Source organism: Streptomyces sp. NPDC001100 (assembly GCF_053598575.1).
On record NZ_JBSFKO010000039.1, the window covers coordinates 76,035 to 97,547 of the forward strand.

General features: G+C 70.4%; 19 protein-coding genes. 16 read left to right on the top strand and 3 right to left on the bottom strand.

All coding sequences use genetic code 11. From position 1 onward, the window contains the following. Positions 1–21 precede the first annotated feature (21 nt). Positions 22–1,047 carry a guanitoxin biosynthesis L-enduracididine beta-hydroxylase GntD gene (gntD, locus tag ACWDEW_RS39450; RefSeq protein ID WP_450519708.1) on the bottom strand — a complete coding sequence of 342 codons (1,026 nt, stop codon included), beginning with the start codon at positions 1,045–1,047 and terminating at the stop codon, positions 22–24. A gap of 55 nt (positions 1,048–1,102) precedes the next feature. Further along, entirely contained in the window at positions 1,103–1,741 is a 639-nt protein-coding gene (locus tag ACWDEW_RS39455) for a phosphopantetheine-binding protein (protein WP_450519710.1), read from the bottom strand. 299 nt (positions 1,742–2,040) lie between these two features. On the opposite strand from ACWDEW_RS39455, the gene ACWDEW_RS39460 reads away from it, so the two are divergent. Both ACWDEW_RS39460 and ACWDEW_RS39465 read left to right on the top strand, forming a co-directional pair. Beyond that, positions 2,041–2,253 (top strand): MbtH family protein, encoded by a 213-nt coding sequence (locus ACWDEW_RS39460; protein WP_450519712.1) that lies wholly within the window; start codon positions 2,041–2,043, stop codon positions 2,251–2,253. Further along, positions 2,253–3,230: a D-2-hydroxyacid dehydrogenase gene (locus ACWDEW_RS39465; RefSeq protein ID WP_450519714.1), complete on the top strand. Its 978-nt coding sequence runs from the start codon at positions 2,253–2,255 to the stop codon at positions 3,228–3,230. The genes ACWDEW_RS39460 and ACWDEW_RS39465 overlap by 1 nt, the downstream gene beginning before the upstream one ends. A gap of 83 nt (positions 3,231–3,313) precedes the next feature. On the opposite strand, the gene ACWDEW_RS39470 is transcribed toward ACWDEW_RS39465, so the two are convergent. After that, positions 3,314–4,267, bottom strand: coding sequence for a TauD/TfdA family dioxygenase (locus tag ACWDEW_RS39470; protein ID WP_450519716.1), 954 nt, complete (start codon positions 4,265–4,267; stop codon positions 3,314–3,316). Positions 4,268–4,706: 439 nt separating this feature from the next. Here ACWDEW_RS39470 and ACWDEW_RS39475 point away from each other — a divergent pair, with 439 nt between their 5' ends. The 14 genes from ACWDEW_RS39475 to ACWDEW_RS39540 form a co-directional block, all read left to right on the top strand. Further along, entirely contained in the window at positions 4,707–6,557 is a 1,851-nt protein-coding gene (locus tag ACWDEW_RS39475; protein ID WP_450519718.1) for a non-ribosomal peptide synthetase, read from the top strand. Then, positions 6,554–7,849, top strand: a complete 1,296-nt coding sequence (locus tag ACWDEW_RS39480; RefSeq protein WP_450519720.1) for a cytochrome P450 — start codon at positions 6,554–6,556, stop codon at positions 7,847–7,849. Before ACWDEW_RS39475 ends, ACWDEW_RS39480 begins: the two co-directional genes overlap by 4 nt. A gap of 60 nt (positions 7,850–7,909) precedes the next feature. Then, entirely contained in the window at positions 7,910–8,692 is a 783-nt protein-coding gene (locus ACWDEW_RS39485; RefSeq protein WP_450519722.1) for a thioesterase II family protein, read from the top strand. After that, positions 8,686–10,260, top strand: coding sequence for a carbamoyltransferase C-terminal domain-containing protein (locus tag ACWDEW_RS39490; RefSeq protein WP_450519724.1), 1,575 nt, complete (start codon positions 8,686–8,688; stop codon positions 10,258–10,260). The genes ACWDEW_RS39485 and ACWDEW_RS39490 overlap by 7 nt, the downstream gene beginning before the upstream one ends. Before the next feature lie 74 nt (positions 10,261–10,334). Then, positions 10,335–11,171 (top strand): hypothetical protein, encoded by an 837-nt coding sequence (locus ACWDEW_RS39495; protein ID WP_450519726.1) that lies wholly within the window; start codon positions 10,335–10,337, stop codon positions 11,169–11,171. A 295-nt stretch (positions 11,172–11,466) separates the two neighbouring features. Then, positions 11,467–12,732, top strand: coding sequence for a cytochrome P450 (locus ACWDEW_RS39500; RefSeq protein ID WP_450519728.1), 1,266 nt, complete (start codon positions 11,467–11,469; stop codon positions 12,730–12,732). A 235-nt stretch (positions 12,733–12,967) separates the two neighbouring features. After that, complete coding sequence (locus ACWDEW_RS39505; protein WP_450519730.1) at positions 12,968–15,220, top strand: amino acid adenylation domain-containing protein; 2,253 nt, start codon at positions 12,968–12,970, stop codon at positions 15,218–15,220. Continuing rightward, positions 15,217–16,485 (top strand): cytochrome P450, encoded by a 1,269-nt coding sequence (locus ACWDEW_RS39510; protein ID WP_450519732.1) that lies wholly within the window; start codon positions 15,217–15,219, stop codon positions 16,483–16,485. The genes ACWDEW_RS39505 and ACWDEW_RS39510 overlap by 4 nt, the downstream gene beginning before the upstream one ends. A 30-nt stretch (positions 16,486–16,515) precedes the next feature. Next, complete coding sequence (locus ACWDEW_RS39515; RefSeq protein WP_450519734.1) at positions 16,516–17,307, top strand: thioesterase II family protein; 792 nt, start codon at positions 16,516–16,518, stop codon at positions 17,305–17,307. A 26-nt stretch (positions 17,308–17,333) separates the two neighbouring features. Further along, positions 17,334–18,113 carry a thioesterase II family protein gene (locus ACWDEW_RS39520; protein WP_450519750.1) on the top strand — a complete coding sequence of 260 codons (780 nt, stop codon included), beginning with the start codon at positions 17,334–17,336 and terminating at the stop codon, positions 18,111–18,113. Between the two features lie 44 nt (positions 18,114–18,157). Further along, positions 18,158–19,123, top strand: coding sequence for a chlorinating enzyme (locus ACWDEW_RS39525; protein ID WP_450519736.1), 966 nt, complete (start codon positions 18,158–18,160; stop codon positions 19,121–19,123). 30 nt (positions 19,124–19,153) lie between these two features. Next, the gene (locus ACWDEW_RS39530) at positions 19,154–20,482 is read left to right on the top strand and encodes a cation:proton antiporter (protein WP_450519738.1); all 1,329 of its coding nucleotides are present in this window, start codon (positions 19,154–19,156) and stop codon (positions 20,480–20,482) included. Positions 20,483–20,546: 64 nt separating this feature from the next. Next, positions 20,547–21,173, top strand: a complete 627-nt coding sequence (locus ACWDEW_RS39535) for a hypothetical protein (protein ID WP_450519740.1) — start codon at positions 20,547–20,549, stop codon at positions 21,171–21,173. A gap of 102 nt (positions 21,174–21,275) precedes the next feature. Next, a partial coding sequence (locus ACWDEW_RS39540) for an NAD(P)-binding protein (protein ID WP_450519752.1) occupies positions 21,276–21,513 on the top strand: 238 nt, incomplete at its 3' end.

The following is a 21,513-nucleotide window of genomic DNA, read 5'->3' on the forward strand; positions in this document are numbered from 1 at the left end:
GGGAGGAGGCGCGGCAGGGCTTCAGAAGATGACCCGGGAATCGGCACTGACCCGGGCGTCGCGTGACTTGCGCAGGTCGCGGGTGATGTTGACGCGCCGCAGCCAGCGGTCGCGTCCGTCGTAGCGCGCCCGGTAGGGGTTCCGGCCGTGCACGGCCTTGTAGTTGTCGATGAAGAGCACGTCGCCGGGGCGCAGGGCGACGCCGGTCAGCCTGGCATCGATCTCCCCGACGAGGGCGTCGAACGCGTCCGCCGCCTCCCGCTCGTCGGCGCAGCGGTCCATGAAGTACGGGTCGAGCCGGCCGTAGGGGCTCTGTGGGTCGCCGAACAGCACGGGCACCTTCTCGGGCGCTGTGGTGAGCCGGTCGATCCTGCGAATGCTGCGTTCCAGGAGGTCGGCCGGCGCCTCGATGCCGCTGTGCGCACCGCGGTTCTCCGGCTGGTGGGAGTTGTCCGGGCGGATGACGTAGTGGGCACCGGCCAGCGTCCGCCGTGTCTCCTCGTCCAGCTGCAGGTCGTCGAAGAGCGCGTAGGTGGTCTCCACCGCGTCGGGGTTGCGCAGGCACATCAGGCCGACGTACTCGGCCCGGTAGGGATGGAAGGCGTCCTCGGTGTGCCAGGTCAGCGGCTCGGCCGTGGAGGAGTTGAGCTGGGCGTGCTCATGACCTCTGATCGGGACGACGTCGTGCAGGAGGCGCCCGTCCTGCTGGGTGGCCCAGGCGATGGGGTCGCCGAGCAGGGAGGCGCACATGAGCAGGAACAAGTCCTCGCGGCGGGTACGGCCGTCGGCATCGGCCTCGCCCCATTGCGCGGGTGTGGCGCCGATTCGGATGTCGTCCACGTCCAGACCGCTGATCACGCAGCCACCGGAGGGCTCCTTGAGGCGGAAGGTGTTCACCTCGGCCCGCAGCGGGCGCGGCAGCTCCTGCGCGCACAGCGCCACAGCGTGGAGCAACTCCTCGTCGGACGAGGGGCGTTCGCGCAACAACTCGTCGACGAGGACCTCGGCTGTCTCGCGGTCGGCGTCCGTCAGAACGATCCGGTACATGCTCTCTCCGTGGGCGGGTGCGGGTACCCGGCCGGGCCGGGGCCTGTGCCGATGGTCAGCTGCGGGCGGAGTCGTCGCCCGGCGGGGCCTGCAGTCCCAGCAGGGCGAGCGCCTGTTCCTCGGAGAGCTGGTCGACGTCGGCGAGGAGGTCCTCCAGACTCAGCTCGTCCGCCGCGTGCGGTGCCACCTCGGCCGCCGTGGGGCTCGCTCCGAGTTCGATGAGGCGGTGTGCCACGTCCAGCACGGTCGACAGGTCGAAGAAGTCGGCCAGGGGCAGGTCGACGCCCCACCGGTCGGCGACCCGGCCTACGAGCCGTACCGCGAGCATCGAGTAGCCGCCCAGCGCGAAGAAGTCCTCGTCCGGGCCGATGGTCTCGTGGCCGAACGCCTCCCGCCACAGCGGCAGCAGACCGCCGAGGACGCCGTACACCGGCAGTAGCGCGCGGTCGACGCGGCCGTCTTCGGTGCGCGGGAGCTCCGGCACCTCGACGAGCGCGGTCCCCTCGGGCAGCGGGACCGGCTCCTGCTGGAGAACCCGGCGCAGTTCGGCCGCGTCGAACGCGTGGCCCTCCGCGGGGAGGACGTACACGACCGGCTCGCTGTCACGGTGCGTCGTGGCGATGGCTTCCCGCACCGCGGGATGGCGGTGCAGCGCGGCCGCGCAGGTGTCCAGCACATGCTTGGTGCGATCCATTCGTCGACCCAGACTCTCTGCTCGTCCCGTCGTCGCCGCCTCCGGTGCAAATCCGTGGCGGTTTCCGCAATGCGTCCAGCCAGGAAAACCCTAGGAACAGCTGGGGCGGAGGGTCAATGAACGGTCGGATCAAAGGGCGGCAGAGATTCGCGGAAGCGCCTCAACAATCCGCTGACGGCGTTGGTGCGCCGGCGCTGGCGACAGGAGAAATATAGTGAATAGAATCCTGGGATGTTCTCTGTTTCCGGCCTTCGTGTACCGGATATCCGTGTACCGGAAGAATTGAGAGAAGGAATCACGTGACATCAATTCTGGACAATGCGGAGCGATTTGCGGTGGTCGTCAACGACGAGGAGCAGTACTCGATATGGCCGGCCGATCGCGCGCTGCCCGAGGGCTGGCGGGAGGCGGGCCGCGCGGGTACGCGCGAGGAGTGCCTTGCTCACATCGACGAGGTGTGGACGGACATGCGCCCGCGCAGCGTGCGCGAGCGCGCCGCGGCACGCGGCTAGTGACCGGGCGGCAGGGCGACGGCCTGGCGTTGTTCGGGCCGTCGCCGCGGGTCCGCGAACTGGTCGCCGAGTCGTGGCCCGGTGTGGTGGCGGAAGCGGGCCCGGGCGCCGGTGTGGGGCGTGGCCGCTTCGGCGGCGCTCTCCTCTGGCAGGGCAACGAGGCCGAGGTCACGGCGTTCCTGGGCACGCACCCGGAGTGCCGCTGGCTGCACACCACCGCCGTGGGCGTGCCGCCCGTGGTGCTGCGCTACGCCGCCGCCACGGGACTCGAGGTGACCAACGGGGCCGGGACGCACGGCAGCGCGGTGGCGGAACACGTACTGGCCGTGCTGCTCGCCCACTTCAAAGGGCTGCCGCGGACGTTCGCGGCGCAACGTGAGCGGAAGTGGCAGGTGCCGCTCGCCTCGGAATTGCGGGGTCGGCGGGCCGGCGTGCTGGGCCTCGGGGACATCGGCGGTCGTACGGTCCGTCTTCTGGAGGCGTTCGGCGCGCGGGTGACGGGCTGCCGGCGGGGTACGGGCGACCCGGCCGGTTCCGGGGCCCTGGATCAGGTGCCGCGTGCCGTGTACGGGCGCGACCGGATCAGGGACTTCCTGAACGGGCTCGACGTACTGGTGGTGGCCGTGCCGCTGACACCGGAGACGCATGGACTGATCGGCGCCGCGGAACTCGCGCTGCTGCGTCCGGGCGCGGTGCTGGTGAACGTGGGGCGGGGCCCGGTGGTCGACGAGAGCGCGCTGCTGGCCGCGCTGCGCACAGGGCGGCTGGGCGGGGCGGCACTGGACGTGTTCGGGTCCGAGCCGCTGCCCGTGTCGTCGCCCCTGTGGTCGGAGCCGGATGTCCTGATCACACCGCACAGCGCGGACGCCACGGCCGAGACGGATCAGCGGTGTCTGGACCTGCTCCTGGACAATGTGGCCCGCTTCCGTGAGGGCCTGCCGCTGCGCAATGTCGTCGATCCGGCCAGGGGTTACTGAGGTCACCGGGGAAGGGGGACTGCGCCGGACATGGAAGCGGGGGCCGCACCACGGTGCGCGGCCCCCGCTTCCGGCTTTCGCGCTCACCCTTCCTGGGCGTCGATCTGTTCCTGGTCGTACCCGTGCTCCTGCCGTTCACGGGCGGGCCGCGGCCGGGGTGAGCGCACCAGCACCCGCTTGAGCCACCGGTCCGTGCCGTCGTAGCGGGGAGTGAAGGCAAGCCTGCCGTGCACGGTGGCATCGTTGTCGATGACCAGCAGGTCGCCCGGTTCAAGCGGAACGATCCGGCCGTTGTCCTCCAGAGCGTGACCGAGCCGGTCGTATGCGGCACCGAACTCGGGGTCGTCGCTGAGCCGGCGTGTGTAGGAGGGGTCGTAGCGGATGCCGAGCGCGTCGCCGCCGCGGTGCCAGAGCGTGGCGACACCGACCGGCGCACGCTGCCCTGCCTCCTGGTCGGCATAGCTATCGTCGGGCAGCACCGCGGCCAGCGGCTGTCGCAGGCACTCGATGTCGGCAGCGGACAGGGACGCACCGGTGGCGCCGGAGAGTCTGCTGCCCACGTCGTCCGGATTGCGCACGCAGGCCAGCAACAGGAGATCGGCCCGGTGCGGATGGAAGGCGTCCTCCGTGTGCCAGGCCAGCGGGACCACGCTGCTGGCACCGACTTGAAGACGTTCCTGACCTGGGCTGGGCAGGATGTTGTGGACGATGCGCCCCTCCTGCTGGTTGCGCCAGCCGAATACCCGGCCGAGCCGGGAGGCGACCAGGGCCAGGGCGATGTCCAGCGCCGCGCCGCGCCGGGGATCACTCTCCCGCCAGTGCAGCGGGGTCGGGCCCGGGTCGCCGAAGGCCAGCAGCCCTTTGACGACCCGGTGCCCGACGTGCGGATCGGGAGGTCGGACGATGTCGTCGAGTTCTGCGGCGAGGCTCACGGGGAGCCGCGCGCCGGGAACGGACAGCACGGTGTCGCTGGTGGCGCCGCCGACAGCCAGCGTCCGCGCCGCCCGTAGGAGGTCTTCTCCGAAATCCCGGTCCACGCGACTTATTTCCTGCACCGGCATGCGGTCTACCTTTCGGGGACCTTTCGTAAAGGGAGATCGATCCGGTATGAGCCGACCGGGCGAATACACCGGCGGCGAGACGGGGCCGACCTTGTTGCAGGGACACCATCCGGTTTTGACGAGAGGCCGGTCAAGGGTTTGGTGACTATTCCGCACTTTGGTATCCAGGCCTTCACGTATTCAATGCGCGCGGGCCAACGGAACGCTGACGCGGGGTCAACAGGAACCGTGGACGACAGTCGTTCGTTCCACGGATTTCCAGACGGGCAGCGGCGCCTAATGTCGTTTCGCGGAAGCCGGATCCAATGGAACGGCATCAAGCCGTCCCACGGACGGACCCGCTCCTCGGAGGGTGAGAGGTGGTCTGGAGTTGATCGACAGCACTGTGGCCGATGCCCCTACGGAGTCGCACTCCGTGTCCGGTCGCCCCGGCCCGCCCACGGCCGGCACCGACAGGGTGCTGCTCCACGAACTGATCGCCGGGCACGCCCGCAGCCGCCCGGATGCGCCGGCCGTGACCTGTGGCGGGCGCACGCTCACCTACCGCGAACTCGACGCAGGGGCCGAGCGGGTTGCCGCCGGCCTACGGGCCCGCGTGCACGGCGAGAACGCCGTCATCGCCGTACTCATGGACCGTTCGACCGAGCTGGTCGTGACACTGCTCGGCATCCTGAAGGCGGGCTGCGCCTATCTGGCGCTGAGCACCGCCGACCCGGACCTGCGTCTGGCCGAACTGGCCGCCGACGCCGGGGCGCGGCTGGCGGTGACGGCCCCCGACCTCGCCGACCGGCTGCCCGGCACGCTGGAGATCCTGACACCCGGCACCGCACTCGGCGACACCGGACCGGCGGAGGGCGACCCGCCCGCGGCCGGGACCGGCGACGCCCGAGCCGCGGCCCACGGTGCCCGGACGGCCGACGACCTGGCCTATGTCTGCTACACCTCGGGCTCCACCGGCGCACCCAAGGGCGTGGGCGTCACCCACCGCGGAGTGCACCGTCTCGCGGTGCTCCAGGACTGGCTGCGGCTGACCCCGCAGGACGCCGTCCTCCAGGTCTCCTCGGTGTCCTTCGACGCGTCCACGCTGGAGATCTTCGGCGCACTGTGCGCCGGGTGCCGACTCGTGGTCCACCCCGGCGGCGGGCCGATCGACCTCGACGCCCTCGCCGCCACCGTCACCGACCAGGGGGTCACCGTGGCCAACCTGGCCACGGGACTGCTGCACCGGCTGATCGAGAGCCGGCTGTCCGTCTTCGCGGGGCTGCGGCACGTCGTGACCGGCGGCGACGTGGCCTCTCCGGCGCTCGTCACCCGGCTCCTTCGGGCGTGGCCCGCTCTGACGTTCACCAACGGCTACGGGCCAACGGAGAACACCACGTTCACGACCCGGTGGACCACCACCGGGACCCCGCCACCGGGACCCGTTCCCCTCGGGAGGGCCGTCAGCGGTACCACCGTCGCCGTGCTCGACGACACCATGAACCCCGTGGCGGCCGGCGGCACCGGCGAGATCTACACCTGGGGCGAGGGACTGGCCCGCGGCTACCTGGGGCGGCCCGCCGCCACGGCGGAGCGCTTCCTGCCCTGTCCGTTCGGGCCGCCCGGCTCGCGCATGTATCGGACCGGAGACCTGGCCCGGCTGCCGGCGGACGGCGACCTGGAGTTCGCCGGGCGCACCGACCGGCAGGTCAAGGTGCGCGGATACCGGGTGGAACCCGGCGCGGTCGAGGCCGCCCTGGCCCGGCAGCCCGGAGTCGACCGGGCGGTCGTGGTGGTGGAACGGGACGACGCCGGGCACACACGGCTGGTCGGCCACGTCGTTCCCGGCCACACACCGGACGAGGAACTCGGCCCGCGGCTGCGCGCGGTCCTGGCCGCCGAACTGCCGGTGTACGCCGTCCCCGACACCGTGCTGGTCCACACCACGCTGCCGGTCACCGCGCACGGCAAAGTCGACCGGGACGCCCTGACCGGCAAAGGACCCCGGCCGCGCACAGTGTCCAACGCCTACGTCGCTCCGCTCACACCGCTCCAGCGACGCCTGACCGAGCTGTGGAGCGCGCTGCTGGACACCGCGCCCGTGGGCATAGAGGACGACTTCTTCGACCTGGGCGGCCACTCCCTCCTGGCCGCCGAACTGCTGGACGTCATGCACCAGGAGCTGGGCGTCGAGATACCGGCCACCGCGCTGTATCTGCGCTCCACCGTGGCCGAGTTGGGCGAGGCCGTGGGCGAGGCCCTGGCCGGACGGGAGAAACGACCGTGACCGTCTCACCGCACCAGGCGCCGGTCCCGCCGATCGCCACCGGATGTCCGGCCCACCAGGCCGACGACGCCGGGGGAGCCCTCGCCGACCTGGCCGACCCGGCGCTCTACAGCGACCGGGACCCGCACGCCGTATGGACCGAACTCCGCCGCACGGCACCCGTCACCCTGCATGAGAAGGACGGCCACCCGTACTGGTCGGCCACCCGCTACGCCGACGTGGATCACGTTCTGCGCGATCACGCGACGTTCACCTCACAGCGCGGCACCCTGTTGTATCTGCTGGGCCGCGGCGACCCGGCGGGCGGTCACCAGATGGCGGCGACGGACCCCCCGCGCCACACCTCCCTGCGCGAGCCGTTGCAGCGGGCACTGGCCGTCAAACCGACCATGGAACGGCGCGAGCAGATCCGGACGGTGGTCACCGACCTGCTGGCGCCGCTGGCCGACGGAGGACCCTACGACCTCGCGGCGCACGCGAATCGGCTGCCGATGGCCGTGGCCGGCGTCCTGATGGGACTGCCGAAGGAGGACTGGGACCGGCTGGTGGACCTCACCACCGCATCCGTGGCACCGGAGGACCCGCGCTACCGGGACGAGCGGGGCATCGACCGGGTGCTCAACATGGCGCACCGCGGCCTGTTCGCCTACTTCCACGAGATGGTCCACGAGCGACGCGCCCACCCGGGCGACGACCTGATCAGCCTGCTCCTGCGGATGGAGATCGACGGCCGCCCGCTGACCGCCGGCGAGGTCATCTCCAACTGCTACAGCCTGCTGCTCGGCGCCAACGTGACCACGGCGCAGGTCCCCGTGAGCACCCTCGCAGAGCTGATGGGCACCCCGGCGCTCGAAGACTGGGCCGACCGGCCGGACCTGCTCGTCAGCGGGGTCGACGAGGCGCTGCGCTGGGCCACGCCCACCACGCACTTCATCCGTTACGCCACCCGGGACGTGACCCTGAACGGCACGCGGGTAGCGGCCGGCGACGCGGTGGCGGTGTGGCTGCCCTCCGCCAACCGGGACGAGGACGTCTTCGCCGACCCCTTCGCCTTCGACATCGCCCGGCGCCCCAACAAGCACCTCGCGTTCGGGATCGGTCCGCACTACTGCGTTGGCCACACCGTGGCCAAGGTGACGCTGCGGCTGTTCTTCGCCGAACTGTTCAGCCGGTTCAGCGACATCGTCCCGGTCGGCCCGGGCAAGCGCCTGTACTCCAACACGATCTACGGGTGGACCGAGATGCCGATCACCGCCCGTCCCCGGCCGAAAGTCCGCCGGGCCGCCTACTGACCCGAGGCCGCCCGTCGGCGGGCGGCCGTCCACCGTACCGAAGGCGAGGTCCGCCAGCCGATGCCCACCGCCGGTCGACCCCCACGATGGTTCCTACGAGATCCGCTGCCCGACGCGCCCGCCCGGGTGTTCCTGCTGCCCTACTCCGGCTGCGGCGCGTCGATGTACCGCCAGTGGCCCACCGAGTACCAGGGCGTCAATTTCGTGCCGGTGCAGTTGCCGGGGCGGGAGAACCGCCTGCGCGAGAAGCCGTTCGAGACGTACCAGGAACTGGGCCGCACGCTGGCCGAGGTCCTGGAACCCCATCTGGATCGCCCCTACGGGCTGTTCGGCCACTGCAGTGCGGCACTCGCCTCCTACGAGACCGCCCTCCAAGCCGTCGGCCGCGGGGCACGACCACCCGCGCGACTGTACGTGTCGTCCGAGGTGGCCCCGCAGGACGGGCCGTACGGCCGCCACCTCCAGATGGACGACGAGGAACTCACCGAGGAACTGCGCGGCCTGATCGTGCAGTTGGGCGGGAATCCGCTGCCCACGTTCGTCGCGATGACGCTGGGTGTGCTGCGCGCAGACATCGAGGTCAACCGCCGCTACCACCTGCCCGACCCGCCGCTGCTGCCGTGCCCGATCACCTCGATCGGCTGGAGCGGCGACATCGGGATGGAACCGGAACGTATGACCGGCTGGGCCGCGTGCGGCGACACGGACCAGGTCGTCCTCGACGGCGGCCACTACGGCTTCATCGAGGGTCCCGAGAAACTGCTGCGGCTGCTGGCCGACGGCGTCACCCCAGAGCGGCCGTCCGACGGACCGGCCGGCGGAAGGAGTGCAGGAAGATGCTGATCCTGTCGTTCAAGGAAGGACACGACAGCGCGGTCACGGCGATCGACGACGGCCGCCTGCTGTTCTCGCTGGAGGCCGAGAAGGACTCCTTCCCGCGCTACGACTCGCTGACCGCGGACGTGCTGCTCGCCGCGGTCGAGCGGCTGGATCGGCTGCCCGACGTGGTGGCGGTCGGCGGCTGGGTGAAGGGCACGTATTCCGACGAACCCCCTTCGAGGACCGGCTACTTCGGCGTCGGCGAAGGGTCGGTGTCCGATGAGCGGGGTCGGTTCTTCGGCAAGGACGTCCGCGTCTTCTCCTCTACCCACGAGCGCTCGCACATCATGACCGCCCACGGGCTCTCGCCCTTCCCCGCAGGGCAGCCGTACTACTGCCTCGTGTGGGAGGGCAACATCGGCTCCTTCTACCGGATCGACGAGGGCGGCGGGGTCACCCACCTGCGGCACGTTCTGTCCGATCCGGGCAACAAGTACGCCTACCTCTTCGCGCTGGCCGACCGGGGGTTCACCGCCAACAAGGGTGTCCTCAGGCTCCAGGACGCCGGCAAGCAGATGGCCCTGACCGGCTTCGCCCGGCGCACTCCGACCACCGCCGAGGAGCGCGAGCTGATCGACTTCCTGCTGGCGCAGGAACGCATCATCACCACCCTGGGCAAGGACGAGATGGGCTGGACCCCGTTCCGGAACATCGGCGTCGAGTCGCAGGAGTACAAGGACCTCGCGGCGAAGTTCTCCGACGCTCTCTTCGACCGCTTCCACGCCTACGCCGAGGAGCACTTGACCGAGGGACTGCCGCTGCTCATCTCAGGCGGCTGCGGGCTCAACTGCGAGTGGAACCGGCGCTGGGCCGAATGCGGCCTGTTCCCGGAGGTGTTCGTACCGCCGTGCCCGAACGACAGCGGCTCCTCGCTGGGCACCGCCATCGACGCGCAGCTGCACTACACGGGCACGGCGAAGGTCGAGTGGGACGTCTACGCGGGCGACGACTTCGTCGAGGACGTCTCCTTCGACCCGGAGGAGTACGAGAGCCGACCGCTCGACTACGCCGAGGTGGCGCGGTTCATCGCGGACGGGGGCATCATCGGCTGGGCCCGGGGGCGCTGGGAGATGGGTCCCAGGGCGCTGGGCAACCGGTCGATCCTGGCCGCGCCCTTCAGCGCGGAGACCACCGCCCGGCTGAACAAGATCAAGCAGCGTGAGGGATACCGTCCCATCGCGCCGATCTGCCTGGAGGAGGACGCCAGGCAGTGGTTCGAGGGGTCCGTCCCGGACCCGTACATGCTCTACTTCAGCACTGTCCGCTCCGAGGCCCTGAAGGCCGTCACTCACGTGGACGGCACGGCCCGTGCCCAGACGGTGACCTCTGAGCAGAACCCGGCCGTCGCCGCGCTGCTGACCGCCTTCCGCGACGTGACCGGATTCAGCGTGCTGTGCAACACCTCGCTGAACTACTCCGGCCGCGGCTTCATCAACCGCACCAGCGACCTCATCCGCTACGGCGAGCAGCACGACCTGGACGGCTACGTGGTGGGGGAGACCTTCGTGACCCGACGGGTGCCGCGGCCCTGAGCCGCCCGCCTGCTCCCCGGCCGCTTCCCCGTCCCCGTGACAGCAGTGGTGTACGTGTGAAAGAGAGAGAACCGATGCAGCAGAGCAAGGTACGGCTGAGCGGACAGCAGGCCGATCCGGAGTTCTTCCGCTTCGAGGAGCGCGGCGAACTGGACTACGAGCTCGTTCTGGACGTCCTGCACGGCCGCAGACTGGGAGTGATCTTCCGCGACGTCATACCTCCGGCGGCGCGCAAGGACCTGACCCAACGGTTCTGGGCCAGTCCTGCCCGGCAGCACCGTGAGGGCGAGCCCTCGCACTACGTCGGCGCCTACCACTGGAACAAGCACGCCGACACCTACCTTGAGGAGTCCGCCGAGGTCGCCGACCACGTCCGGGAGGTGATCGACGCCCCGGGATCGCCCTGGCACTTCTTCCGCGAGGGTGTGGACGAGGCCCTGCGGCAGGAGGGGGCGTCCTTGCGGGTGGCGCGGATGAACGGCCGCTCGGCGTGCGCCGCGCTGATCCGGGCCTGGGACAAGGCAGGCGACTTCTCCCTCGACCCGCACGAGGACGAAGCACAGTGCAAGGACCCGCGCCAGGCCGGCTTCGAGATCCAGCAGGTCCTGAACCACCAGATCTGCGCGGTGAACATGTGCACCGAACACGGTGCCGGTGGACGCCTGGTGATCTGGAACATCCGTCCCGACGACGCGACCCGGCGCTCGCTCGGCATCGAACTGACGGGGCTTCCCTACCCGGCCGAGGCTCTGGCGGACTTCGAGGAACTGCGCCTGGACATCCGGGAGGGCGACGTCTACGCCTTCAACGGTGCCTTCGTGCACGCAGTGGATGCCAACACCGGCAACCGTACGACCGTGTCCTTCATCATGGGGTTCACCGACCCCCGGACGGTCGTCAGCTGGACCTGACGACGACCGGGCCGGCGGCCGTGACCGGTCGTCGCAGATGTCCAGGGCCCGCCTCCCCGAGCTTCGCCGATTCCGCGCGACGCCGTCGATGCTCCGATGCGGGAGGGGGCCCTGGCAACGCCCACGGCGCTGCGCTCAGGACCGAGGGGAAGGTGGACAAGAGGTGGACGTGAACGACCCGATCCGGTCGCCGCGGCACGACCGGCCGGACGCGGAGAGCCGCTCCGTGGAACCGTCAGGCGGCGGATGCCCCTACGGCGGCGGGGCCGGGGCCGGCAGCAGGGGCGGCACAGAGATGCCCGCGAAGACAGCCTCCGCCACCGAAGACGTGGAAGACACCGAATTCATCGGGGACTTCGACAGTCACGACCCTGCCCTGGCCAAGGACCCCTTTCCCACCTACGCACGTTTGCGGTCCCGCTGCCCAGTGTCCTGGAGCGGGGCCTGGGGCGGCTTCTGGGTCGCGGCCGGCCACGCGGAGGCGTCACGGGCGGGACGCGAGGGAGCCTTCCGCACCGGGCATCTCCTGCCCGACGGGACCATCCAGGGGGTGACGATCCCTCCGCTGGGGCAGACCGGCAGGCTCGTGCCGCTGGAGGCGGACCCGCCGCGCAACCTGAAGTACCGCAAGCTGCTCTCCTCCTTCTACTCGGCCGGCCGAATCCGCGCGCGGATGCCGGAGTTCCGGCAGTTGGCCCGGGAGAGCCTGGACGCCGTGATCTCACAGGGCGCCGGCGACCTCGTCACCGCGCTGACGCTGCGAGTACCGGGCATCGTCACTATGCGCGACCTGGGGCTGTCCGACGACCGCTGGTTCGAGATGGACTCGCTGGTCCACCGAGCGCTGCTGGCCGCACCGCACGATCTGCCGGGAGCCCGTGCTCACGCCCAGCAGATCACGATGGCCCTTGTGGAGGAGCTGGACGTCCGCCAGGAACACGGCAGCGACAGCGCGGACCGCAGCGTCCTCCCGTCCCTCATCGAGGCCACGGTGGACGGCGAGCCGGTGTCCGACGAGGACATCCTGTCGATGCTGTACCTGATCCTCCTGGGCATTGACCCGGTGTCCTCCCTCACCGCGACGGCTCTGCTGCACCTGGCGGAGCATCCTCGGCTGAGGGATCGTCTGATCGCCGACCCCTCACTCGTCCCACGTGCTGCGGAGGAGTACGCCCGGTGGATGTCACCGGTGCAGGGCACCAGCCGGACCGCCGGCGAGGACACCGAGCTGGGCGGGCGCACGCTGCGGGCCGGGGAGCGGGTCTTCGTCAGCTGGGCCTCGGCCAATCGGGACGCGGCTGTCTTTCCCCACCCCGACACCGTCGACCTCGACCGGGAGACCGCAGGTCATCTGGCGTTCGGCGCCGGCCCGCACTACTGCCTGGGCGCCTCGCTCGTACGTGCGCTCTTCACGGTAATGATGGAAGAGGTACTGACGCGGATTCCCGATTACCGGGTGAGCGACCGGGGTGCCGTCACATGGTTTCCCGACATCACATCGTTCTACGGCGTCACCTCGCTTCCGGTCCAATTCACTCCGCAGCCTGCAGGAATTTCCTGACATGCCTCCTCACCTGTGAGGACGTGATTCAACAGAATTCTGACAGTCTATTTACAAAATTCCGACCAACCTCTCATTCGGTGGCGATTGACGTTGTTGTGAGAGGCCAGTAGAAAAGAAATCTAAGTATTACTGACAGGCGTATTCCGGTGATTGTGAAGAACGGCATCTGAGCCGCCTGCCCGGAGGCCGAAACCCCTGATCTCCTCTCTCGCCCCCCTCCACAAGGACGGCCATGACCGAACTGATGAGCAGGACCGAAGCACCGCAGACCGTGACGGCGCCGCGGGCCCTCGCCGCCTTCGCCGCGGTGGTCCACCGGCACACCGGCCAAGACGACGTGACCGTCTCCTGTCGTGTCCGCGGCGACGCCACGGTCACCTCCGGCACCGTCACCCTCGGACTGGGCGACGACCCCGCGTTCCGCGAGCTGGCCGAACGGGCGGCGGCAGCCCTGGACGACCTCCCGGCCGTCCCGGTCTGCGGCGCTGAGGACGAGACCGGGACACCAGCAGGCGGAACGGACGCCGACCACCTGCTCCTGCACGAGGGCGACACCACGGCACTGCTCGTCCACGGTGCCCGCGCCCCGGGCATCGAAGCCGCCGCGCGCGCCGCGTCACTGAGCGCTGCTCACGACCCCGACCGCCGGATCTCTGCCCTGGACCTGGTGACGGAGGCGGAGGGCCCCGGCCTCGCGTTACTCGGCCACGGTGACCGGACACCACCACCGGCCCGCTGTGTGCACGAACTGGTGGCCGAACGGGCCGCCGCCACACCCGACGCGCCGGCCGTCGGCCGGGGCGATCGGACGCTGTCCTACGGAGAACTCGACGCGCGGGCCGACGGACTGGCCGGACAGCTGCGAGCGGCCGGGCTCGGCCCGCACCGGTTGGCCGCCGTGCTCCAGCGACGCTCCCCGGAGCTGATCGTCACCCTGCTCGGCATCCTCAAGACCGGCGGGGCCTACCTGGTTCTCGACCCGCAGGACCCGCCCGAGCGCCACGCGCGGCTGGTCCGCGACGCGGGCGCTTACCTCCTGGTGGCCGAGGGCGGCCTGGGCGACCGTGCCCCGGCGGGCCTTCCCGTGATCGATCCGGCCGCCCGGGACATTGTCCGGGGCAGCGTGCCGAAGGCCCCGGCGGCGCAGGACCCGGACTCGGTTGCCTACGTCAGCTTCACCTCCGGGTCCACCGGTGAACCGCGTGGTGTCACGGTGTCCCACCGTGCCGTGTCGCGCCTGGTGCGCGAACCGAACTGGATGGACATCACGCCCGAGGACGTCTTCCTGCAACTGGCCCCGGTGGCGTTCGACGCCTCGACCTTGGAGATCTGGGCACCCCTGGTGCACGGCTGCAGGCTCGCCGTGGCGCCGGAGGGGACGCTGGAGGTCGGACAGCTCGGCGACGTACTGCGCCGCGAGCGGGTCAGTGTCCTGTTCCTGACGACCGGTCTGTTCCACCAACTCGTCAGCAATCATTTGGACGCCTTCGCCGGCCTGCGGCACCTGATGGCGGGCGGTGAGGTCATGTCGCCGGACCATCGGCGCCGTCTCCTGGACGCTCACCCGGACCTGACGTTCACCCACGCCTACGGGCCCACCGAGAACACGACGTTCACGACCTGCTGGACCAGCCGGGACCTCGCCGGGACGGATGCCGTCCCCATCGGACGCCCCGTCACCGGCACGCATGTCGCCGTCCTCGACAGCCTGCTGCGTCCGGTGCCGCCCGGTGTGCGCGGTGAGCTGTATGCGGCCGGGGACGGCCTGGCCCAGGGCTATGCCCATCGCCCGGCTGCCACCGCGGAACGGTTCGTGCCGGACGCGTTCTCGGGAGTGCCGGGCGCCCGGATGTACCGGACCGGAGACCTGGCTCGCTGGAACACGGACGGCGACCTGGAGTTCCTGGGCCGGATCGACGACCAGGTGAAGATCCGTGGCTACCGGGTCGAACCCGTCCAGGTGGCGGCCGAGTTGAAGGCGTTCCACGAGGTGCGCGACGCCGTCGTGGTCGCGCAGCCGGACGAGACCGGCGGCAAACGGCTCATCGCCCATGTGGTGCCGTCGTCCGGCGCCGGGGAGGGCCGCGACGACCTCGGCATCCTGCTGCGCGAGAGGCTGCGCGCCACCCTGCCGCCCTATCTGGTGCCGTCGGCCGTCCTGGTCAGCGCCGAACTGCCGCTGAGCCCCAACGGAAAGGTGGACCGCCGTCGGCTGCCCGACCCGTCCTTCGGTCCCCGTACCTTGCGCACGCCGTTCGTGGCCCCGCGCACCGAGATGGAGCGCCGGCTGGCGCAGCTGTGGGGTTCGGTTCTGGAGATCGACCCGATCGGAGTCGACGACAACTTCTTCGACCTCGGCGGACACTCCCTCACGGTCGCGGAGGTGCTCGCCACGCTCAAGCGGTCCCACGACATCGACGTCCCCGCCCGGCAGTTCTATCTGCGGCCGACCGTCGCCGAGTTCGCCAAGGGACTCGGTCAGTGAGTGCACCGGCCGCGGTGGTGACCGGCTGCCCGGCACACGCCGGGCGGTTGGACCCCGCGGATCCGGCCCTGCACACCGATGACGGCCGCGAGGCCCACGCCGTATGGCGCGAGCTGCGCCGTCACAGTCCGGTCGACCACCGCACGACCGTGTCGGGCCGGGACTACTGGTCGCTGACCAAGTACCGCGACTGCGACCGCGTCCTGCGCGACCACACGGCGTTCACCTCCGAGCGCGGCAACCTCCTGCGCATGCTCGGCACGGAGGACCCGGCCGGCGGCCGGCAGATGGCGGTCACCGACCCGCCCCGGCACGCGCGGATGCGCGAGCCGCTGCAACGGGCCCTGTCGATGAAGTCGGTGGACGCCCACCGTGAACGTATCCGCAGCACCGTCACCCGCCTCGTCGAACCGCTCGCCGACGGCGCCGTCTTCGACTTCGCGCGGGCCATGACGCTGCTGCCGATGGCCGTCACGGGCGTGCTGATGGGCATCCCGGAAGCCGACTGGGAGCCGCTCACCGGCTTCACCAGTGCCTGCGTGGCGCCGGACGACCCCCAGCTCATGCTTGCGGACGGGCCCACCGCCACTCTGGAGACCGCCCACCGCGAACTCTTCGCCTACTTCCAGGACCTCGCCCACGAACGGGAGAAGAACCTCGGCGACGACCTGCTCAGCTTTCTGCTGACCCTCGACCTCGGCGGCCGCACGATGTCACCCGGCGAGATCATGTCCAACTGCTACAGCCTTCTGCTCGGTGCCAACGTGACGACCGGCCACGTCGCCAGCAGCGTTCTGGCCACCCAGGCGGACACCGGCGTGCTCGAGGACTGGGCCGCCCATCCGGAACTGACTGTCCGGGGCACGGAGGAGGCGCTGCGCTGGTCCTCGCCTGCCGGCCACTTCCTCCGCTACGCGACCCGCGACGCGCGCCTGCGCGGGACCCGGATTCGCCGGGGCGACGCCCTGGTCACCTGGCTGAACTCGGCCAACTTCGACGAAGAGGTCTTTACCGACCCGTTCACCTTCGACATCCGGCGCCGGCCCAACCGACACATCACCTTCGGCGCCGGAGCCCACTTCTGCGTCGGTCACACCGTAGCCAAGGTCACGCTGCGCCTGCTGTTCGCGGAACTCCTCAGCCGCTTCGACTCCTTCGAGATATCCGGTACACCCCGCCGGCTGTACTCCGCCTTCGTGCACGGATACACCCACCTGCCGATCACCGCACGGGTACGGGCCCGGCGCGGACCCGTCGGTTACTGACCGGTCGCCCGACCCAGGGAAATGGTTGCGATGCCGAGCCCACCACATCATCACGACGCCCCGCCGTCGCCGTCAGAGCGCCCAAGCAGCCCGTGGCTGTTGCGCGAACCGTCCGCGGACGCACCGGCCCGGCTGTTCTGCGTTCCGTACTCCGGTTGCGGAGCGAGCATGTACCGGCGGTGGCCGCGGTTCGCGGACGGCGTCGAGATCTGCCCGGTGCAGCTCCCGGGCCGCGAGAACCGGATACGGGAGCGGCCGCACGAGACGTACCAGGCGCTGGCGGACGACCTGGCGGACGGGCTGCTGCCCTACCTCGACCGGCCCTACGGTCTGTTCGGCCATTGCGGGGCCGCCCTCGCCGCGTACGAGACCGCCGTGCGTCTCGCGGAGCGGGGGTACCGGCTGCCGACCCAGCTGTTCCTCTCCTCGCAGGTCGCACCGCAGGACGGTCCGCGCGGCCGGTTCCTCGGCCTGACGGACGCCGAACTGCGCGAGGAAATAGGTCAGCTGACGGTCCAATTGGGCGGCGAACCGGTACCGAGCCTGATCGACCTCACGCTCAGCATCCTCCGCGAGGACATCGAGGCCAACAAGCGCTACCACGTGCCCGATCCGCCCCGCCTGCCTGTCGCGCTCACGGTCCTCGGCTGGAGCGGGGACTTTGAGGTCCCACACGAGACCATGGGCGGCTGGGACCGCTGCGGCGACACCGTCTTCGACGTGCTGGAGGGCGAGCACCACACGTTCACAGAGGCACCGGCCGCGCTTCTCGACCGGTTCTCGGCCGGCCTGCTGCCCACGACCGCGGATGGGCCGCGGTGACCGGCACGGGTCGACGGGACCGCTGGGTGCGGCGGTTGAGTCCCGGCGAGTCCCCCCGCTGTCGGCTGATCTGCCTGCACTGCGCCGGCAGCGGACCGGGCATGTTCCGGAACCTGCCGGATCACCTGCCCGCCGACGTCGGTGTGGAAGCGGTACTGCTGCCCGGCCGCGAGAACCGGATCGCCGAAACCCCTTTCGACCGGATGGGCCCGCTGGTGGAGGCGCTGGCCGAGGCGCTCGGTCCGCGGCTGGACCTGCCGTACGCCTTCTTCGGGTACAGCATGGGCGCCCAGGTGTCCTACAACCTCACGCACGCCCTGCGCGCCCGCGAACTGCCGCTGCCCTCCGCTCTGTTCGTGGCAGCGAGTCCGGGACCGTATCTGCAGCGCGAGGTGCCGGCCTGGAACGAGAGTGACGAGCAGCTGGTTGCCTACCTGCGCGATCTCGGCGGCACCGCACCGAACGTGCTGGACGATCCGGACCTGCTGGAACTACTGCTGCCGACGCTACGGGCCGACCTGACCGCGGTGGCGACCTGGCCCTACCGCTCCCGCCCGATGCTGCCCATGGCCATTCGTGCGTTCTCCGGTGCCGAGGACGGACCGGCCTCACCGGAGCGGATGGGGGCGTGGCGGATGGAGACCCACGGCACGTTCCGCCAGAGCGTCCTGCCGGGCGGCCACTTCTTCATCAACGGCTCACTGGCGACCGTGGCGGACGTGATCGCCGGCGACCTGCTGGAGCTGTTCCCGCGGCGCGCCGACGGAGCCGTCCGTTCTGGTACCGGCCGGACGGTCCGTCCCTGAAGCCCGCCCGTCCTTCCCCCACCCGTAGCGCCTCTGGAGACACCATGAACCCACAGTCCTCCGACTTCTCGTTGACCGCCGCGGAACTGGAGCAGTTCCGCCGCGACGGCTACCTCGGTCCCTTCGACCTGTACGAGGAGGAGGAGATGGAGCAGCACCTGCGCAGGCTCCGCGCGGACCTCCTCGACACCGACCTGGCCGTCTACAGCTCGGACAACAGCGCCTCCGGGACTACCAACCTCGCCAACTACGACCGCCACCTGGACGTGGACTTCCTGTCCGAGCACATCACCCGGCCGGAGATCGTCGACCGGGTCTCCTCCGTCCTCGGGCCCGACACGCTGTGCTGGCGCAGTGAGTTCTTCCCGAAGTATCCGGGCGACGAGGGGACGGACTGGCATCAGGCCGACAATTTCTCCAACGTCGCCGGTTCCAAGCACCCGCAGATCGTCTGGCCCGAGGACGCCGGGTTCGGCGGCACCGTCACTGTGTGGACCGCCTTCACCCCCGCCACGGTCGAGACGGGCTGTCTCCAGTTCATCCCGGGCTCGCACCGCACGATGAACTACGACGAGTCGAAGACCATGACCTACGACCCGGCGGCGATCAACCGGCGCGAGAAGGACGGCGTACGCCGGGGCTTCTTCGGCTACGACTACCGGCAGTTGCAGAAGGACCCGCAGTGGCGGCCCGACGAGTCCGCCGCCGTCTCCCAGGTGATGCGGCAGGGACAGTTCGTAATCTTCTGGTCGACGCTCATGCACGCATCGCACCCGCACGCCGGCCTGTCGAAGCAGATGCGGCTCGGTTTCGCCGGCCGGTATCTGCCCACCTCCGTCCAGGTGTACCCGCACTCCTCGGCACTACAGGAGTTCGGCGGCAGCGCGTCCCTGGAGAAGTTCGGCAACGTCCTGGTGTCGGGCCGGGACGTCTACGGCCACAACCGCTTCGTGGAGACCTCGCAGCGCGGCTACCCCTTTCAGGTCCGCAGCCGCGTCGGCGCCGAATAGGCGAAAGGGGAGCACACCGGAGGGAATGACATGTCGACACTCGGCGTCGCCGCGGTAGCGGGGATCCCGCACGATCAGATGCTCCTCCTCCTTACCCAGAGCGGTGTCCTGCTCGCACTGGCCACCGTGCTCGGACGGCTCGCGGCACGGCTGGCCCTGCCGCCCGTCGTGGGCGAACTGGCCGCAGGAATCGTCATCGGTCCGTCCGTGCTGGGCCACCTGACCCCTGACCTCTCCCACCGGCTGTTCCCCGCGGACCCCGGCCAGACGCACCTGCTCGCCGCGGTCGCCCAGTTGGGAGTCCTTCTCCTGGTGGGCATCACCGGAGCCCACATCGACCTGGCGTTGCTGCGCCGCCGACGGGCCGCTGTCACGGCGGTGAGCGCGGGCAGTGTGCTGCTGCCGCTCGTGGTCGGCGTGGGCCTCGGGTTCCTGCTGCCGGCGGCGATGCTGGGGGAGCGGGGCAGCCGTACGACCTTCGCGCTGTTCATCGGGGTTGCCGTCGCGGTCAGCGCCCTACCGGTGATCGCCAAGACGCTGCTGGACATGAAGCTCCTGCACCGCAACGTCGGCCAATTGATCATCGGTGCGGCGGCCGTGAGCGACATCGTGGGCTGGCTGCTGTTGTCCGGCGTGTCCGCGACGGCGACCGCGGGGTTCGGGGCGGGCACCGTGGCCGAGTCGGTGGGCTGTCTGCTGCTGATCCTCCTGGTGACGGTGTGGGTGGCGCGGCCGGTGATCGGACGGCTGCTGCGCCTGGTCGAAAGGTCGGACAACTCCGACGGCGTGGGCGCCGCGACGGTCGTCGTCCTGCTCGTGCTGGCGGCCGCCGGCACCCACGCCCTGAAGATGGAGCCGATCCTCGGCGCCTTCCTCTGCGGCATCGTCATCGGCGCTCGCGGCGCGGCGGGACGACGGTTCCTGCGTACGGTGAGGCCGTTCGTCATGGCGGTTCTCGCCCCGCTGTTCCTCGCCACCGCGGGACTTCAGGCGGACCTGTACGCGCTCGCGAACCCCTCGGTGCTGGTAGCGGCCCTGGTCACGCTGGCCGTCGCGGTCGGGGCGAAACTCGCGGGCGGCTATGCGGGAGCACGGCTGAGCGGATCGAGTCACCACGAGTCGCTGGCCGTCGGCGCCGGACTGAACGCGCGCGGGGTGGTGGAGATCGTCCTGGCCTCGGTCGGCCTGGGTATCGGACTGCTCAACACGGCCTCGTACACCGTCATCGTGCTGGTGGCGCTGGTGACATCGGTCATGGCACCGCCGATCCTGCGGCGGACCACGAACCGGATCCCGTTGGCGAGCACGGAGATCGAGCGGGAACGCCGGTTCGTCGGTGAGCCCGTCACCACCACCTGAACCGCACGGCAGGACTGCCGGTACCGGCATCCAAGAAGACAGCCCCCGGAAGGAGCGAGACACCATGACGACGCACGACGTGTCGCACATCGAGATCTACGCGCGGGACAAGATCCCTGTCATCCGCCGTCTCGTCTCCGCGCTCGGTTTCACGCGGGTGGCCGACTCCGTCGAGGTGGACCGCAGTTCGGTGCTGCTCCGGCGTGGTGACGTCCGAGTGGTCGTCACCTCGGGCTGGGCGACGTGCCCCTGGGGACCCCGTCCTGCGGAACGCGTCGCGGAGATCGCTGTCACCTGCGACGACGTGAACGCCACGCGGGACGCTGCGCTGGCGGCGGGAGCCACGGTCACCCGGTCCGCGCAGGGCCACCCGATCGTCTCCGGCATCGCCGACGTCACGTGCACACTGCTGCCGACGGGCGCGCGGACCGGATTCCCCTCCGACGGCCGCAACTGGGTGCCCATCTCCCCTCAGGCAACCCACCGGGACGCGCCCGGCGCCACTCATGTGGCGCTGCGGTTCGACCCGACGATCCCGGATCGGCACGCCGCGTTCTACCGGGACGTCCTGAACGTCGCACGCCCGTCGTCCGCCTCGGTGCCCACACTTGCCGGGACGGATGTTCTCGCACTGCGGAGCGAGTCGGGGCGTGTGTCGGTGGTGCTTGTCGCCGGTGACCGTACGGGGTGACCTCCCGGTGCCGTCGCCGCGATGGGCCCCACATCCGTTCCGTCCGCACCCCGTGACACATGTCGCGGACGTCGTATGCCGTCTCTCGAAGGGAACCTGATCATGCCGCGCCCCCTGCGGGTAGCCATCGTCGGAGCCGGCCCCGCCGGGATCTACGCCGCCGACGCCCTGCTCAAGTCCGAGGTGGCCGCCGAACCCGGTGTGTCCATCGACCTCTTCGAGCGGATGCCCGCGCCCTTCGGCCTGATCCGGTACGGCGTCGCCCCCGACCACCCGCGCATCAAGGGCATCATCACCGCCCTGCACCAGGTCCTGGACAAGCCGCAGATCCGTCTCTTCG

Coding starts and splice junctions, on each gene's coding strand:
- gntD (WP_450519708.1), bottom strand. CDS start 1,047: ATGTACCGGATCGTTCTGACGGACGCCGACCGCGAGACAGCCGAGGTC.
- ACWDEW_RS39455 (WP_450519710.1), bottom strand. CDS start 1,741: ATGGATCGCACCAAGCATGTGCTGGACACCTGCGCGGCCGCGCTGCAC.
- ACWDEW_RS39485 (WP_450519722.1), top strand. CDS start 7,910: ATGCCCACCGCCGGTCGACCCCCACGATGGTTCCTACGAGATCCGCTG.
- ACWDEW_RS39490 (WP_450519724.1), top strand. CDS start 8,686: ATGCTGATCCTGTCGTTCAAGGAAGGACACGACAGCGCGGTCACGGCG.
- ACWDEW_RS39495 (WP_450519726.1), top strand. CDS start 10,335: ATGCAGCAGAGCAAGGTACGGCTGAGCGGACAGCAGGCCGATCCGGAG.
- ACWDEW_RS39500 (WP_450519728.1), top strand. CDS start 11,467: ATGCCCGCGAAGACAGCCTCCGCCACCGAAGACGTGGAAGACACCGAA.
- ACWDEW_RS39505 (WP_450519730.1), top strand. CDS start 12,968: ATGACCGAACTGATGAGCAGGACCGAAGCACCGCAGACCGTGACGGCG.
- ACWDEW_RS39515 (WP_450519734.1), top strand. CDS start 16,516: ATGCCGAGCCCACCACATCATCACGACGCCCCGCCGTCGCCGTCAGAG.
- ACWDEW_RS39525 (WP_450519736.1), top strand. CDS start 18,158: ATGAACCCACAGTCCTCCGACTTCTCGTTGACCGCCGCGGAACTGGAG.
- ACWDEW_RS39530 (WP_450519738.1), top strand. CDS start 19,154: ATGTCGACACTCGGCGTCGCCGCGGTAGCGGGGATCCCGCACGATCAG.
- ACWDEW_RS39535 (WP_450519740.1), top strand. CDS start 20,547: ATGACGACGCACGACGTGTCGCACATCGAGATCTACGCGCGGGACAAG.